A 15,350-nucleotide genomic window follows, 5' to 3' on the forward strand; every position below is an offset into this window, starting at 1 on the left:
GAGTATGATAAGAGTATAAATTAAATGTAAATTATTTCAAAAATAAGACTCAGCAATTGATTGAAGTGAATTGGTTCACAAAAATCAAAGGAGCAGTTCAAATGAACGGCAAGGTAATGGCGGCGTTATAGACTGTGCTTCGGGTGTGGCTAGGGGTTCAGTGGATTCAGGAGGGCTGGCACAAAGTGGTGGACGAGTTTGATGCATCCGGATTTTTATACGGAGCAATTGAAAAAGCAACTGGCAAGATGCCCACAGTCAGTGCCGGTTATACAGGTTTTTTGGAAAATGTGCCCTGCCGAGTGTGAAGATCATTAATATTTTGATTCCCTGGGGTGAGCTGCTTGTCGGCATTGCGCTCATTGCCGGGGTCCTTACAGTACCGGCGTTGATTGCTGGGGCGTTTATGAATTTGAACTTCTTATGGGCCGGCACAGTCAGCACAAATCGGACATTGCTTTTGGCCGCAGTTGTTCTCCTATTTGCCGCAAAAGGCGCGATGTACTACGGCGCCGACCGGTTCTTGATGCCGGTAATGGCGAAAAAGAGTAAAGAGTGGAAACAAAATTATCCGCGCAAGGCATATGCCGAAAAGTGCATAACCTAAAAAAAACATCCTTGAGACCAAGGGTGCTTTTTTTAGATGTTTTCAAATTATTATTGTCAGATAATCTAACAACAAATAATTGGAAATTAGAGAATAAAGATAAAATATAATTTATCTTTAGTTAAATCGTACAATGACTCTTCATCATTTTCAGATTATACTGTAAATAGGTTCATTGATGTTATGAAATATAACATAAAGAGGTGGAGAAATGGAATTGATTATTCAGGATGTAAAGAAAAGTTTTCAGCAGCAACAAGTGCTGAATGGCATTAATCTACATATACAAACGCATGAGTTCATTTGTGTGCTTGGCCATAGCGGCTGTGGAAAATCAACTTTATTGAATTTGCTTGCCGGATTTACCCGTCCGGATTCCGGTAGTGTTGTAGTGGATGGGGAGCATGTGAAAAGTCCTTCAAAAGATCGAGGGGTTGTTTTTCAGGAGCATGCGTTATTCCCATGGTACACGGTACTTGAGAATGTTTTGTTTGGTCCGGACGTTCAGGGGATCGACAAAAAGGAAGCAGAGCAAAAAGCGAGAAAGTACTTAAACATGACAGGGCTTGGTGAATACGCGGACCATTATCCTTCTCAGCTTTCCGGCGGAATGAAGCAGCGGGTCGGCATTGCACGGGCACTTGCTGCGGAACCGAAAATCTTATTAATGGATGAGCCGTTTGGTGCGCTTGATGTATTTACAAAAGAGAATATGCGCAATGAGCTGATCGATATCTGGTCCAACCTGAAAACAACGATTATTTTCATTACACATGATATATCGGAAGCGATTTATTTAGCTGACCGGATTATTGTGATGAAAGAAGGGTATGTCGCGAGTGATATGAAGGTGAATATTCCGCGTCCGCGTCAATATACGGATGATGGCTTTGCGGAAATGGCTGTAGAAATTGAACGCACACTTGTGCAGTAAAGGAGACAGAAAGCATGGAACAAATTAAAAATATGGACAAGCTGAAGGTTCCTGTGACGACTGTTCCTTTACAAATGAACACAGAAAAAAAGGAGCATTTGGCGAAACGGATGATTCCGATTTTGACGTTTTTCCTTGCCTGGGAGCTTATTGCAAGAATGAACATGGCGTTAGAACTCGCTAATCCAATGTTTTTTCCACCGCCAAGCCATATTGCGGTTCGGGCTGTGGAAATGATACAGGAAGGGATTGTGTTTGCGAGTCTTCTGTCAAGTACGCTGCGGATTTTTGCCGGATTTATTATCGGTGCGGCGCTGGGGATCGGGCTTGCACTTTGGATTGGCAAGTCGAAGAAAATGGAAGAGTGGGCTACACCTATTTTAAATATGATAGGACCTATTCCTTCGCTGGCACTTCTGCCGTTGTTTATTATCTGGTTTGGTATTGGGGAGGTACCGAAAGTGATTTTGATTGCCTGGACAGTGTTTTTCCCGGTGCTGACAAATACAGTGGAAGGCATTAAATCGGTTAATTCTAATTATATCCGCTCTGCACTCAGTCTTGGGGCAAGTGAAAGACAAATTTACCGGAAAGTCATTTTGCCGTCTGTGCTGCCAAATATATTATCGGGCGCTCAGATTAGTCTTGGGCTTGCATTTTCAGCGCTCATTGTCTCCGAGATGATGGGAGCGACATCCGGTCTAGGCTACATTATTGTTGATGCCCGTAATTTCTTTAAATTATCCGATATGTATGTTGCGATTATTTTAATCGGGATTGAATATAGCTTCTTTTCATTCATATTAAAACAAATCGATCGCCGGATGCTTTCCTGGAGACAGGGTGGCTTTTCCCAGGCTGTTGAAAAATAAAAATAAACTAGAGAATGGCGGAGGAAGAGAGAATGAAAAAATGGTTTCTATTGCTTGTTTCATCAATTTTAATCTTGGCTTTGGCAGCATGCGGAAATAAAACAGAAGATGCGGCCGCGACAGACACAGCATCAGGATCTGATCCGGAATTAACTGATTTTACACTTGTTGGTGTGCGTGATGCACAAATTTCATCCCAGCAAATTATTGCAGACAAAATGGGCTATTTTAAAGAAGAAGGGCTGAATGTAACGAATAACCTGGTGGAAAGCGGGCCGGACATCGGACCGATGGTTGCAGGGGGAAGCGCACCGATCAGCTTGCAGACAAACTTCATGGATATTATTTTATCATCAACAGGCGTTGGCGTGAAAATTGTAGCGCCGCTTGCACAAATTGCAGGAACGCAGGCGGTTGTGGCGGGACCAGATTCCGGCATTGAATCACCGAAGGATTTAGAAGGAAAAACAATCGGCATTCCGACAGGTGCAGACGTTGTGATTGCGATCAATAACATGGCAAAAGAATATGACGTTGATATGGATAAAGTGAAAGTAGCAAATCTGGCACCGAGTGATGCACTGACTGCTCTTCAAAGCGGTGACATTGATGCAATGGCCGCATGGGAACCGTTTAATACAAAAGGTATTGCGGCAGGAGGCAAATTTTTGTTCAGCGGCACATCGAATGCACTTGAGGGAGAAGCGAAACCAGTTGACTGGATGAGTGTTCATACGACTCTTCAAGTAACCGATGATTTTCTAGAAGAAAATCCGAATACAGTAAAAGCGGTCATTCGCGCATTAAATAAAGCAACCACATATATTAATGAGAACCGTGAAGAAGCGGTTGCGGTTTTAGCACCGGAGCTTCATTTGTCAGAAGAAGAGCTGACAGAAATTATGAACCGGAATGTGTATAACATGACAGCGGATGAATCGTTTATCGATGGAAGCAATGGAACAGCCGTTACCGATTACTTAATGAGTGTCGGAAACATTAAGTCCGTACCGGAACAGTCAGACTATATTGATTTGTCTTTACTGGAAGAAGTGGATCCGACGCTTGTCACAGCAAAATANNGCAAAATAAAAAGAAATGCCTCCTAAAAAGGGGGCTATTCTTTATTGGGGGAAATGGAGTATGTACGACTTAATTATTCGAAACGGTACAGTTGTTACATCTAGTTCGGCACAAAAAGCGGATATTGGTGTCCAAAATGGTGTGATTGAAGAAGTATCCACAACAATTCGTATAGACGCAAAAAAAGAAATCGATGCGACAGGACTGCATATATTTCCTGGAGCGGTTGACGTACATGTTCATTTCAGCGAGCCGGGCCGCGCGGAGTGGGAAGGGTTTCGAACGGGTTCACGAATGCTTGCGTCCGGAGGGATTACTACATTCGCGGATATGCCATTAAACGGCATTCCATCTACGATTGATAAAGCAGCGCTCCTTCAAAAGGCAGCAATTGGAGAAGAAAAGTCACTCGTTGATTTTGCGCTCTGGGGCGGGCTTGTGCCGGGGAATTTGGGTGAGCTTGAAGGCCTGGCTGGTGCGGGTGCAATGGCCTTTAAAGCCTTTATGTCTCCAACCGGCAATGCAGAATTTGAAGCGGTCGGGGATCTTGATTTGCTTGAAGGAATGAAGCGGATTGCAGAACTCGGTAAAGTGATTGCACTCCATGCGGAAAGCGGACCGGTGACAACGTTTTTAGCGGAGCAAAAACGCCGTGCAGGCCGTGTCGGTGCGGATGATTACCTGGCGACACGGCCGATTTCGACGGAAGTGGAAGCGGTTGAGCGGGCGATTTATTACGCGACGCTGACAGGATGTCCGCTTCATTTTGTCCACATTAGCAGCGCGGAGGCCGTGTCGGTTATTCAAAATGCGCGTGCCGAGGGTGTGAATGTGACGCTTGAAACATGCCCGCACTATTTGCTTTTATCGCATGACACGCTGAAGGAAAAAGGAGCTGTGGCCAAATGTGCGCCGCCGCTTCGAGAAAAGCCGGATCAGGCAAAGCTTCGGAAGGTCATGAAAATGGGCAAAATTGATTTTTTAACCTCCGATCATTCGCCGTGTACACCGGATTTAAAAGAGATGAAAAACGGCAGCTTTTTAGATGCATGGGGCGGTATTAGCGGCGGCGGGCAGACACTTCTTGCGGCGATTCGTTTTGTAAAAGAAGAGGATATTCCGCTGACGACGGTTGCCAAGTGGACTGCTGAAAAGCCGGCGGAGCGGTTTGGCCTTGCACAACGGAAAGGGCGGATTGCGCCGGGAATGGATGCAGATTTTGCAATCGTGTCAATGGAGCAGCCGCATGTTGTGACACCGGACAATTTTTATGCAAAGCATCCGATCAGCGTGTATATGGACGAAACGTTTCCGGCATCAGTGCAGTCTGTTTACGTCCGAGGTCGGGAAGTGTTTACAAGCGGAACGGGACCTGCTGAAGGAGCTTCTGGAAAATGGCAGGTTGATGTTGTCGGTCCTCCGGTGCTTTAAAACAGCATTGTATGATATGCTTCTTAAAAAAGGAGTTTATCTACATGATTTACCTCGTCCGCCACGGAGAATCGAAATGGAATGCGCTTGGGCGCCTGCAGGGGCAGATGGACATTGGCTTAAGTGAGGAAGGCCGGAAACAGGCAGCGCTGCTTGGCGCTTATTTTGAGCAGGAAGGCATTTCATTTGAGTATGTGTTTTCAAGTGACTTGGACCGCGCCTTTCAAACGGCTAAGCTTGCGACGGCATGGCTGCCGGTTGAATCCATTACGGCAAGCCGCCTGCTTAGGGAACGATTTTATGGCGAGCTGCAAGGGCAGCTGCTGAAAGAGATTTTGGAACAGGTGCCGAATTACGCGGAAAATTTCGGCATGCCGATGACGCACGGAATGGAATCGATTGAAGAGATGCAGGAGCGGATGCTAAAGGTGCTCACCTTGATTTCAAAAGAAACAAACGGAGCGCCGGCGCTTGTGGTCACCCATGGCGGCGCGGTAAACGCACTCATACATAAACTGTCGGATGGCCAGGCAGGAACGGGACACGGGAAAATTGACAACACGTCGATCACAAGGCTGTCTTGGAACGGGAAAAAGCTGTCGATTATATCTGTGAATGAAACGTCTCATTTGGAGAATGTGAATGATACATATGAATGAAATATGGAGAAGGAGAAACTCGCCGATACCTGCGCGAGCGGTGCTGCATTGATCGGTGGGAGCTTTCTTGATCAGGAAACGCATCATGAACCGGGTCATATCGACGGAGAGACGTATCACTAAAAAAGAAGAAGAGGCCTAAAAAGCTGGTTATCAATGGATTGCGTTGATTTTTCATGCGCGAACGCCGGTATATTTCTGCTTGCGCCGATAAAGTATATGCGAACGCCGATAAAATATTTTATCGGCGTTCATGCTTGTTATTTCAGCGCTAATTTGATTATTCCGGCGTTAGCAGGAAATGAAATAAGAAAAGGACTACCTGTGGTGGCAGTCCTTCTTGCGTCCGTTTAAAAGGGAATGTTTTCGCTTAATTAAATGTATGTCCACCCGCAAAGTCAAACAAGCGAATGCTCGGCGCGAATTTTTTTCAAAAGAGCTTCACAGCCGTCTTTCACAAGGACATACGTTTCTTGGAAATCACCAGTGTAATACGGGTCTGGCACGTCTTTTTGATGATCGGTTAAATCAAGAAACCGCATAATTTTCGGATGATCCGGCTGGCCGAGCATCTCGCGGATGTTGGAGATGTTGCTTTCATCCATGCCGATAATGTAGTCGAATTTTTCAAAATCGGCTGTATCCAATTGCCGTCCGGACAGCCCTTCTGAAGAAATGTTATATTCTTTCAGCTTGGCCAGTGTTCCTTTATGCGGCGGCGAGCCGATATGCCATGAGCTTGTTGCGGCGGAATCAACTGTAATGCGCCCGCTTAAGTTTTCCTTTTGCACTGCATCACGGAACATTGCTTCCGCCATAGGCGACCGGCAAATGTTGCCGAGGCAGACGAATAAAACATGAATCATGGCTTTCACTCACTCCTTTTCCACTCATTATACATCAATGAAGGTCCCGCTTCATAAGCTGCAAATCGATATAAAGCTGACAGCGTGTGTTAAAGTCATCAAAGTCAATCGATGCTACTTCGTCAATTTGTTTCAGCCGGTATTTGAGCGTATTTGTGTGAATAAACAGCCCTTCTGCGGTCGGCTTTATCCGGCAGTTATTCATTAAATACACGTCTATCGTTCGCAGCAGTTCAGAATGGCCATCCGTATCTTTTTGACGGATCTTCAGCAAATCTTCGTTTACATAATGGGTGTTAAAATGGTAGTCGGAAATCGTTTCTAAATAGCGAAGAATGCCAAGGCGGCTGTATTCGACCGGCACCTCACCATTGCCATGCAAAAATTGGGCGGTTCGGCACACTTCAAGCGCTTCAAGATAGCTTTTTCGAAGCATCGTCATCGATGAATAGCTGTTGCCGATTCCAGCATAAAGCTGGTGATCTTGAAACTGGCTTTTCACGTTTCGGGCGAGCACACGCGCACTTGAAAGCAGTACATCCGACGTCCCGCCGAGCAAAACGGTTACCTGCAAATGATCGGTAAATACATGCGCCGGCTGATCCAGCGTATTGGCAAAAAGCAAAATCGTTTCATGCAGGTCATCAATCGTTTCATCCTCAATCGAATCAAGTGTAAACACAGCGACGATAAATGAAGAAGGCAACGCAATATTTAATTGCGCCGCTTCCCATTTCATTTCACTGTCGGTCCGGTACGACTGGTGAATCAGTTTCTTGAAAAAATCATTTTTCTTTTCATCACGACGCCGCGCCAGCTGCTTTTTTTTATGCAGCACCTTGCCGATATGAAGTGAAACGTCATGTAAAAAAGTAAGCTCACCCTCCGTCAGAAGCGGCTCGGTTTCCTGCACCCAAATATAACCAAGAATTTGTTCTTTGTACTGAGTGCTGACAACAACACGCTGATTCAGCCCGATTTCTTTCATTTCTTTTACACGAAACGGCTTTGACATAGATTTCAGCTGATCGACAATGCCTTCGTCCATAAACTTTTTTAAAATGGAGGTCGTCCAGCTTTTTGAAAAAATCGTCTGCTGATTCGCCTGGTCAAACTGTTCGATGTAATACGAGCTGTACGTCAAAAGAGAAAATTGCTCGTTTTCAACAACAACAGGTTTTTTTAACACACCGCTAATGATATCAGTTATTTCATTTAAATCGTTCAGCGAGAGAATTTTTTCAAGCGGCTGGTTTAAACCCATAACGGACCCTCCTTATTTTGATTCGTTTAACGTCCGTTCAAACTTTTCAAACTGCTGCGCTGTTTCCACAGACGGTTTTGTTAGCAAGCTGACCACGACGATTGCAAGCAAGCTGGCCGCAAAGCCGGGAATCATTTCGTATACTGTGTCTGCGAAAGGTGTTTTCGTCCATAGAACAACGGTCACAGCACCGACAATCATGCCGGCAAGCGCTCCCCATTGGGTCATCCGCTTCCAGTACAGGCTAAGCAAAATCGCCGGGCCAAATGATGAACCGAAGCCTGCCCATGCATAGCCGACAAGGTCTAAAATTGTTTTGTTTTGTTCCCACGATAAAATAAGCGCAACGATCGAGACAATTAAAACGGCCAGGCGGCCCAAGAATACAAGCTCCCGGTCCGAAGCATCGCGACGGAAAAACGTTTTATATAAATCTTCCGTAAGCGAGCTTGATGTAACCAGCAGCTGAGACGAAATCGTACTCATGATGGCAGCCAAAATCGCGGAAATAAGGAAGCCGGTAATGATCGGGTGAAACAAAATATCACCGAGTTCAATAAAAATCGTTTCCGGATCCGCAATTTGCATATTATTGCTTGTGTAATAAGCAAGGCCGACAAAGCCGGTTACCATCGCACCGACTACGGAGAAAATCATCCAGCTCATGCCAATGCGGCGCGCTTTTTTAATTTCTTTCACCGACGTTATAGCCATAAAGCGAACGATAATGTGCGGCTGGCCGAAATAGCCAAGTCCCCAGGCAAAAAGGGACACAATGCCGATAAAGCTTGTACCTGTAAAAATGTTTAAAAGAGCCGGGTCTACAGAACGAACGGTATCAATCGAAGGACCGATCCCGCCAACATGCATAACTGTCACAACCGGGACTAATACGAGTGCTAACACCATAATAATTCCCTGTACAAAGTCGGTCCAGCTGACCGCTAAAAATCCGCCGAAAAGCGTATACGCAATGACAACACCGGCGACAATCCATAAACCGATATGGTAATCGAGGCCGAACGTAGTCTCGAACAAAACGCCTCCAGATACCATGCCAGATGAGATGTAAAAGGTGAAAAAGACGATAATAACGAGACTAGAAACGAGACGGATAATTTTTGACCGGTCTTGAAACCGATTTTCAAGATAAGCTGGAATCGTAATCGAATCTCCAGCAATTTCCGTATACATACGCAGGCGGGGTGCCACATACAGCCAGTTCGCCCAGGCACCGAGGGTTAAGCCGATGGCGATCCACGAGGCACTGATGCCGCTTGCGTACATGGCACCGGGCAAGCCCATCATGAGCCAGCCACTCATATCGGAAGCACCAGCGGAAAGAGCTGTAACAGCAGGGCCAAGTCCGCGTCCGCCGAGCATGTAATCTGATAAGTTCGATGTTCGTTTGTACGCATAGTAGCCGATTAAGAGCATGCCGGACATGTATACAACGATCGAGACAATTAATGAAGTATCGACCAAATAAATCCCTTCTTTCAATTGGTTTTTAGAGTAAGAAAAAGGAAAAGGCTGCTTCAATATAAATGCATATGGATGGAGGGGCGCGATAACCAAAAAAGTGGCGCATTTTTTAACACGAACGGTGCGATCTGGTTATATCTAGGATGTATAACGCCGTTCATTTTTTGTATCGCACTGGAATGAGTGAGAAATACGCCGGAAATCTGAGGAATTGCGCCTTCCATTTAAACAAGAGGCGTCTCTTAAGCCGGCGATGGCAGCGTAAGAGACAGCCTCCTTTTTTAAAGCATTTCTGATGTTGTTTTTGCCTGCATGTGAAGCTGGAGGTAATCAGGACCGCCGGCTTTTGAATCAGTGCCGGACATGTTGAAGCCGCCAAATGGCTGGTAGCCGACAATCGCGCCGGTACAGCCGCGGTTAAAGTACAAGTTGCCGACATGGAATTCTTCGCGCGCTTTTTCCATGTTAAAGCGGTTTGTCGTAATGACCGCACCCGTTAAGCCGTAATCGGTATTGTTGGCAATATTAATCGCTTCATCAAAATCCGTCGCTTTTGAAAAGGCGACGACCGGGCCAAAGATTTCTTCCTGCATTAAGCGGGCATCCGGCGCCACACCCTCAACAATCGTCGGCTGAATAAAATAACCGGCTGTATCGTCCCCGGTTCCTCCGGTCACAATGCGTCCTTCTTCCTCACCAATTTTAACATAACTCATGACTTTGTCATATGCCGCCTGATCAATAACTGGACCGACAAAATGATTATCAACCGGATTGCCGACCGTCAGTTCCTTGGTCAAGGCGATCGCTTTTTCGAGCACTTCATCGTATACATCTTCAACAATGACCGCGCGAGAGCAGGCAGAGCATTTTTGGCCGGCGAAGCCAAAAGCGGACTGGACGATCGACTCGGCCGCAAGATCAAGGTCCGCTTCTTTATCGACAACAATCGTATCTTTGCCGCCCATTTCCGCGATGAGGCGCTTCATCCAAATTTGGCCTTCGCTTATTTTCGATGACCGTTCAAAAATGCGCAGTCCCACGTCACGTGAGCCAGTAAATGTAATAAATCGTGTTTTCGGATGGTCAACCAGGTAATCGCCGACTTCTGCGCCGCTGCCGGGAACAAAGTTAACAACACCTGGCGGAAGTCCCGCTTCTTCTAGTACTTCCACAAACCGCGCTGCGACAATCGGTGTCGTGGAAGCCGGTTTTAATAAAACGGTGTTGCCAGTGACAATCGATGCGACCGTTGTCCCCGCCATAATCGCAAACGGGAAATTCCACGGTGAAATAACAATGCCGACGCCGAGCGGAATGTAGCTGTATCGGTTAAATTCACCGGGACGGCTGAGCACCGGCGCACCGTTTTTAAGTTCCAGCATTTGGCGTGCGTAATACTCCATAAAGTCGATTGCTTCTGCGGTATCAATATCCGCTTCACGCCACGGCTTGCCGGCTTCTTTTGTCAGCAGCGCTGAAAATTCGTGGCGGCGTCTGCGAACGATTGCCGCTGCTTTAAACAGCACATCTGCCCGGATATCCGGCGAAACTTTTTTCCACGTTCCAAACGCGTCGGATGCGGCCTGCATTGCTTTTTCTGCCAAGCGTTGATCCGCTTTTGACACAGAACCGATGACTTCCTGTTTGTCCGCCGGGTTGAAGGAAACAATTTTTTCTTCTGTTGAGATGCGCTCTCCGCCAATCACAAGCGGGTAGTGCCCGCCAAGCCCCTTTTCCACTTTGTTAATTGCTTTTTTATAAGCAGTCTGATTTTCTTCTTTGGAAAAATCCGTAAACGGTTCATGTTTATATGGAATCATAAAAATCACTCCTCGTTATTTTTGGATGATGCCTTTAAAAGCGAAGGCAATATTTGCGGGCCGTTCCGCCAGCCGTCTCATAAAATATCCGTACCAGTCCATGCCGTATGGGACGTAGACGCGGACACGATAGCCTTGTTTAACAAGTGCCTGCTGTAAGTTCGTGCGCATACCGTACAGCATTTGAAATTCAAACTGGTCCAGCGGAATATGATGTTTCCGCTGCATCGTTTTGGTAAATTCGATCATGTTTTCATCATGCGTCGCAATGCCGGTATAGTTGCCGGCAAGCAGGCTTTTTTCAATGAGCTTCATATAGTTGGTGTCTACGTCCGCTTTGTCCGGAAAGGCATGCTTAGGGCTTTCTTTATAAGCGCCTTTGACGAGGCGTAAAAATGGCTTCATTTTGCTTAACTCAGCAAGGTCCTGCTCTGTTCGGTATAAATATGCCTGCAGCACCGTGCTGATATTTTTATAAAGATCTTTGAATTGTTTAAACAAATCGATTGTCGCCTGGCAGCGGGTGACATCTTCCATATCAATCGTGACCATAATATCGTATTGCTCCGCAGTCTCTAAAATTCGTGTCATGTTCTGTACGACAAGATTCCGGTCGATATCAAGGCCAAGTGATGTCATTTTCAGCGACACGTGGGAGTCAAGCTTTTCAGTGTAAATCATTTTAATCGTTTCAATGCATTCCTCGGTCCGTTCGGCTGCTATTTCAGGAGAGTCCACAAATTCACCAAGATGGTCAACTGTAACAGATAAGCCTTGCGTGTTTAATGCTTTAATACAGGCGATGGAACTCGCAAAATCAGTTCCGCCAATAATTTTACCGGTGGCGAAGTGGCTGCATCTGTTTTTAGCCAATTGGTTTAGTGTTTTGTTTTTAGAAAGAAATAAAAAAAAATCTCTCGTCACCGCTTCCATAAAAAGCACCTCCTAAACGGAATGATGTCCTTATTCATACTGTATGCTCGTTTCAGTATATTCACAATGTGGAAGGAAGCTAAAAATGTAAGCGCTCTATTGTGGGTGGGTGACAATCACTTTTCGTTTTTCAAATAATCCTGGTTTCAGACGGCTTATACTTGTCGGGCCTGAACGTCCGCCTTGTACTTTTTGTGCTACAATGAAAGAAAAAACAGAGAGGTGTTTTCATGCTGGATCAAGCACGCAGTTTTTTGCAGTCGCACTTCGGCTACGATTCATTCCGGACAGGCCAGGAGCAGGCGATTTCACAAGTGCTGGGCGGCGAAAATACAATATGCGTCATGCCGACAGGCGGAGGGAAGTCGATCTGCTACCAAATTCCGGCGCTCGTGTTAGAAGGTACAACGATTGTCGTGTCACCGCTCATTTCTTTAATGAAGGACCAGGTGGACACGCTGCTTGCGGCAGGCATTCCGGCGGCATACATAAACAGCTCGCTAAGCAGTGCGGATTTATATGAAACGATGAAATCTGCACGGAATGGGGAATATAAACTTCTTTATATTGCGCCCGAGCGGCTTGAATCGTACTCGTTTGTAGAACAGCTGAAGCAGCTGACGGTTCCGCTTATTGCGGTGGATGAGGCCCATTGTATTTCCCAATGGGGACATGACTTCCGGCCGAGCTACCGTCATATTCAGCGCATGGCAGAGCTTTTTCCGAACGATCCGGCGGTACTGGCACTGACAGCAACTGCGACGCCGCACGTGCGGGAAGACATTTGCCGGCTTCTTTCAATCAAAGAAAAAAATACGGTGATTACCGGCTTTGAACGGAAAAATTTATCGTTTTCCGTTATTCAAGGACAAGACCGAAATGGCTTTTTAAAAGACTACTTAAAGAAAAACGAAAAAGAATCCGGCATTATTTATGCGGCTACACGTAAAACCGTTGACCAATTGTACGAACGTCTGCAAAAGAGCGGCATTTCGGTTGCCCGCTATCACGGCGGCATGGGGGACGCCGACCGGGTCAGCGAGCAGGACCGGTTTTTAACGGATGAAGCGACTGTGATGGTGGCGACAAATGCGTTTGGAATGGGAATTGACAAGTCAAATATCCGTTATGTGATTCATTTTCAGCTGCCGAAAAACATGGAAAGTTATTATCAGGAAGCGGGACGTGCCGGGCGGGATGGACTCGACAGTGAATGCATTGTCCTCTATTCATCACAGGATGTGCAGACGCAGCGCTTTTTAATTGACCAGTCACTTGAGCGCGACCGCATTCCGCAAGAGCTGGAAAAATTGCAGGGAATGGTCGACTATTGTCATACCGAAAAGTGCCTGCAGCAGTTTATCGTTTCATACTTTGGCGAACCGTATCCGAAGCCGTGTGGGCGCTGTGGCAACTGCACCGATTCAAGGGACAGCGTCGACGTTACGAAAGAAGCACAAATGGTTCTTTCCTGCGTCATCCGGATGGGACAGCGATTCGGCAAGGCGATGACTGCCCAGGTGCTGACCGGGTCACGCAATAAAAAATTGATTGAATTCGGCTTTGATGAATTATCGACGTACGGTATTTTGAAAAAGCAGAGCGTAAAAGATGTGACCAATTTTATTGAGTTTTTAATTTCGCAGGAACTCATCGGGGTGGAGCAAAAGCAGTTTCCGACCATTTTTGTGACGGAGCAGGGACGCGATGTTTTGCTTGGCAAACAATCTGTTATGCGAAAAGAAGCGGTTCGGACGAAAAGAATTGCAACAGACGATCCATTGTTTGATGTGCTGCGCACTCTGCGGAAAGAGATTGCAGAAGACGCGGGTGTGCCGCCATTTGTTATTTTTTCCGACAAGACCCTGCATGATATGTGCGCAAAGCTGCCGATGGATGAAGAAGATTTCTTAACGGTCAGCGGAGTCGGTGAAAGCAAAATGGCGAAATACGGCAAAGCGTTTTTGCAGGAAATAAAAGTGTACAGGGAAGCGAATCCAGAGCGGCAAAAAGATTTGACTGCCGAGCCGGTCGCCGCCCCGAAGAAAAAGTCTGTAAATTCGTACCTGGATACGCTCGAAATGCACCAAAAAGGAATGTCTGCTGAAGCAATCGCGGCTGAGCGGGAACTAACGGTCAGCACTGTGGAAAACCATTTAATTCAGTGTATGGAAGAAGGGCTGAATGTGAATCTCGACCTTCTTATGCCGTCCCATTACCACGAAGCGATTCAAAAAGCGGTTGATGAAGCAGGGGCGGACCGGCTGAAGCCAATTAAAGAGCTGGTGCCTGAGGACGTGACGTACGGCATGATTAAAGTATTCCTGGAGATACGGAGACGGAACCATGTTTGAGGTAAAAGAATTCCCCGAGTTTTCCTGGTCGTTTTCGCGGCATAAAACGTTGATGACGTGCGCACGGAAATATGGATATGACTATTATGCGGGTCATAACGGCTGGCTGTATGATGCCGATGAATCTGTGAAGCACGTATACCGGCTGAAAAAGCTGAAAAATGTGCCGATCGCATTTGGACAAATTGTGCATGAACTGGCCGAAAAAGCGGTCCGTCTTTTTCTAGAGCATGGGCATGTCATGACGGAATCGGAATTGATCGGACAAGCACGTGGCATGATGAACCGGGCGTATACCGATTCACGCGACCAGAAGCGGCAATGGATGCAAAAACCAGCCCGGTTTCATATGCTGTACGATATGTATTACGGCGGCGAGTTGAACCGAATGGAAGCGGAAGAATACAGACGCCGCCTGCACATTGTGTTTAAAAATTTGCTTTGGAGCGGTTCATTTCGCGACATAACCGAACGCCCGCAGACGATGCAGTTCCAGCAAGCTGAAGAATTTCGGTTTATGACAGTGGACGGTGTCAAAATCTTTGTCGTCATGGATTTATTGTATCGGGACCTGGAAGCGGACAAATGGGTGATTGTTGACTGGAAAACCGGTAAAGAAGCGGACGATGACCGGAGCCAGCTGGCGCTGTATGCATATTACATTATACAAAAATATGGCGCAAGCGTGGAAGAAATTGAAATCCGCAACGAATACGTGCTGACCGGCGTGCAAAAGTCATATCAACTAAGTGAAGCGGACATTGAAATTATGCTTCAAAAAATGAAACAAAGCATTCACATGATGCGCCGCTACCAGCTTGATATGATCTCCAATGAACCAGTTGAGCTGAGGGACTTTCCAAGAACAGAATACGAGCGGCGCTGTGAAACGTGCAATTATAAAGAAGTTTGTTTAGGACTGTCACAAAATAATTAGTGGCAGTCTTTTCTCTTTTTGGACGGTTGGATATCAATGAAGTTGGCCGGACTTCGAAGAACTGAATACTATGCTGATTGAAGGGGGCGGCCCGCGCAAGCC

General features: G+C 46.3%; 14 protein-coding genes. 9 read left to right on the top strand and 5 right to left on the bottom strand.

All coding sequences use genetic code 11. The features are described 5' to 3' along the window. The first annotated feature begins 185 nt into the window (after nt 1-185). From BA724_RS19100 to BA724_RS03145, 7 genes are all read left to right on the top strand, one after another. Nucleotides 186-308: a hypothetical protein gene (locus BA724_RS19100; protein WP_342669982.1), complete on the top strand. Its 123-nt coding sequence runs from the start codon at nt 186-188 to the stop codon at nt 306-308. Further along, nucleotides 305-607 carry a hypothetical protein gene (locus BA724_RS19105; protein ID WP_342669983.1) on the top strand — a complete coding sequence of 101 codons (303 nt, stop codon included), beginning with the start codon at nt 305-307 and terminating at the stop codon, nt 605-607. Before BA724_RS19100 ends, BA724_RS19105 begins: the two co-directional genes overlap by 4 nt. Nucleotides 608-818: 211 nt before the next feature. Next, on the top strand, nt 819-1,541 hold the full coding sequence (locus BA724_RS03125; RefSeq protein ID WP_069937232.1) for an ABC transporter ATP-binding protein: 723 nt from the start codon (nt 819-821) through the stop codon (nt 1,539-1,541). Between the two features lie 14 nt (nt 1,542-1,555). Beyond that, nucleotides 1,556-2,413, top strand: coding sequence for an ABC transporter permease (locus tag BA724_RS03130; protein WP_069937233.1), 858 nt, complete (start codon nt 1,556-1,558; stop codon nt 2,411-2,413). A gap of 32 nt (nt 2,414-2,445) precedes the next feature. Further along, nucleotides 2,446-3,522 (top strand): ABC transporter substrate-binding protein, encoded by a 1,077-nt coding sequence (locus BA724_RS03135; RefSeq protein ID WP_069937234.1) that lies wholly within the window; start codon nt 2,446-2,448, stop codon nt 3,520-3,522. Nucleotides 3,523-3,556: 34 nt separating this feature from the next. Next, a complete protein-coding gene (gene allB, locus BA724_RS03140; protein ID WP_069937235.1) occupies nt 3,557-4,927 on the top strand; it encodes an allantoinase AllB in 1,371 nt (456 codons plus the stop codon). Nucleotides 4,928-4,971: 44 nt separating this feature from the next. Next, nucleotides 4,972-5,586: a histidine phosphatase family protein gene (locus BA724_RS03145; RefSeq protein WP_069937236.1), complete on the top strand. Its 615-nt coding sequence runs from the start codon at nt 4,972-4,974 to the stop codon at nt 5,584-5,586. A 398-nt stretch (nt 5,587-5,984) separates the two neighbouring features. On the opposite strand, the gene BA724_RS03155 is transcribed toward BA724_RS03145, so the two are convergent. The 5 genes from BA724_RS03155 to BA724_RS03175 form a co-directional block, all read right to left on the bottom strand. Beyond that, entirely contained in the window at nt 5,985-6,452 is a 468-nt protein-coding gene (locus tag BA724_RS03155; protein WP_069937238.1) for a low molecular weight protein-tyrosine-phosphatase, read from the bottom strand. A 34-nt stretch (nt 6,453-6,486) separates the two neighbouring features. Further along, the gene (locus BA724_RS03160; protein WP_069937239.1) at nt 6,487-7,716 is read right to left on the bottom strand and encodes a PucR family transcriptional regulator; all 1,230 of its coding nucleotides are present in this window, start codon (nt 7,714-7,716) and stop codon (nt 6,487-6,489) included. A gap of 12 nt (nt 7,717-7,728) precedes the next feature. Then, nucleotides 7,729-9,201, bottom strand: a complete 1,473-nt coding sequence (gene putP, locus BA724_RS03165; RefSeq protein ID WP_083256026.1) for a sodium/proline symporter PutP — start codon at nt 9,199-9,201, stop codon at nt 7,729-7,731. Between the two features lie 281 nt (nt 9,202-9,482). Beyond that, a complete protein-coding gene (pruA, locus tag BA724_RS03170; protein ID WP_069937240.1) occupies nt 9,483-11,024 on the bottom strand; it encodes an L-glutamate gamma-semialdehyde dehydrogenase in 1,542 nt (513 codons plus the stop codon). Between the two features lie 15 nt (nt 11,025-11,039). Further along, nucleotides 11,040-11,957: a proline dehydrogenase family protein gene (locus BA724_RS03175; protein ID WP_069937241.1), complete on the bottom strand. Its 918-nt coding sequence runs from the start codon at nt 11,955-11,957 to the stop codon at nt 11,040-11,042. A 230-nt stretch (nt 11,958-12,187) separates the two neighbouring features. On the opposite strand from BA724_RS03175, the gene recQ reads away from it, so the two are divergent. Together recQ and BA724_RS03185 are read left to right on the top strand one after the other, a co-directional pair. Then, nucleotides 12,188-14,311, top strand: a complete 2,124-nt coding sequence (recQ, locus tag BA724_RS03180; RefSeq protein WP_069937242.1) for a DNA helicase RecQ — start codon at nt 12,188-12,190, stop codon at nt 14,309-14,311. Further along, nucleotides 14,304-15,248, top strand: a complete 945-nt coding sequence (locus BA724_RS03185; protein ID WP_083256027.1) for a PD-(D/E)XK nuclease family protein — start codon at nt 14,304-14,306, stop codon at nt 15,246-15,248. The genes recQ and BA724_RS03185 overlap by 8 nt, the downstream gene beginning before the upstream one ends. The last annotated feature ends 102 nt before the right edge of the window (nt 15,249-15,350 follow it).

This window comes from Domibacillus iocasae (genome assembly GCF_001750285.1).
Classification (GTDB): Bacteria; Bacillota; Bacilli; order Bacillales; family Domibacillaceae; genus Domibacillus; species Domibacillus iocasae.

What these genes read in the sequence shown, in the direction of transcription:
- BA724_RS03145 (WP_069937236.1), top strand. Translation starts at nt 4,972, where the DNA reads ATGATTTACCTCGTCCGCCACGGAGAATCGAAATGGAATGCGCTTGGG.
- BA724_RS03175 (WP_069937241.1), bottom strand. Translation starts at nt 11,957, where the DNA reads ATGGAAGCGGTGACGAGAGATTTTTTTTTATTTCTTTCTAAAAACAAA.
- recQ (WP_069937242.1), top strand. Translation starts at nt 12,188, where the DNA reads ATGCTGGATCAAGCACGCAGTTTTTTGCAGTCGCACTTCGGCTACGAT.
- BA724_RS03130 (WP_069937233.1), top strand. Translation starts at nt 1,556, where the DNA reads ATGGAACAAATTAAAAATATGGACAAGCTGAAGGTTCCTGTGACGACT.
- BA724_RS03155 (WP_069937238.1), bottom strand. Translation starts at nt 6,452, where the DNA reads ATGATTCATGTTTTATTCGTCTGCCTCGGCAACATTTGCCGGTCGCCT.
- allB (WP_069937235.1), top strand. Translation starts at nt 3,557, where the DNA reads ATGTACGACTTAATTATTCGAAACGGTACAGTTGTTACATCTAGTTCG.
- pruA (WP_069937240.1), bottom strand. Translation starts at nt 11,024, where the DNA reads ATGATTCCATATAAACATGAACCGTTTACGGATTTTTCCAAAGAAGAA.
- BA724_RS03125 (WP_069937232.1), top strand. Translation starts at nt 819, where the DNA reads ATGGAATTGATTATTCAGGATGTAAAGAAAAGTTTTCAGCAGCAACAA.
- BA724_RS03185 (WP_083256027.1), top strand. Translation starts at nt 14,304, where the DNA reads ATGTTTGAGGTAAAAGAATTCCCCGAGTTTTCCTGGTCGTTTTCGCGG.
- BA724_RS03160 (WP_069937239.1), bottom strand. Translation starts at nt 7,716, where the DNA reads ATGGGTTTAAACCAGCCGCTTGAAAAAATTCTCTCGCTGAACGATTTA.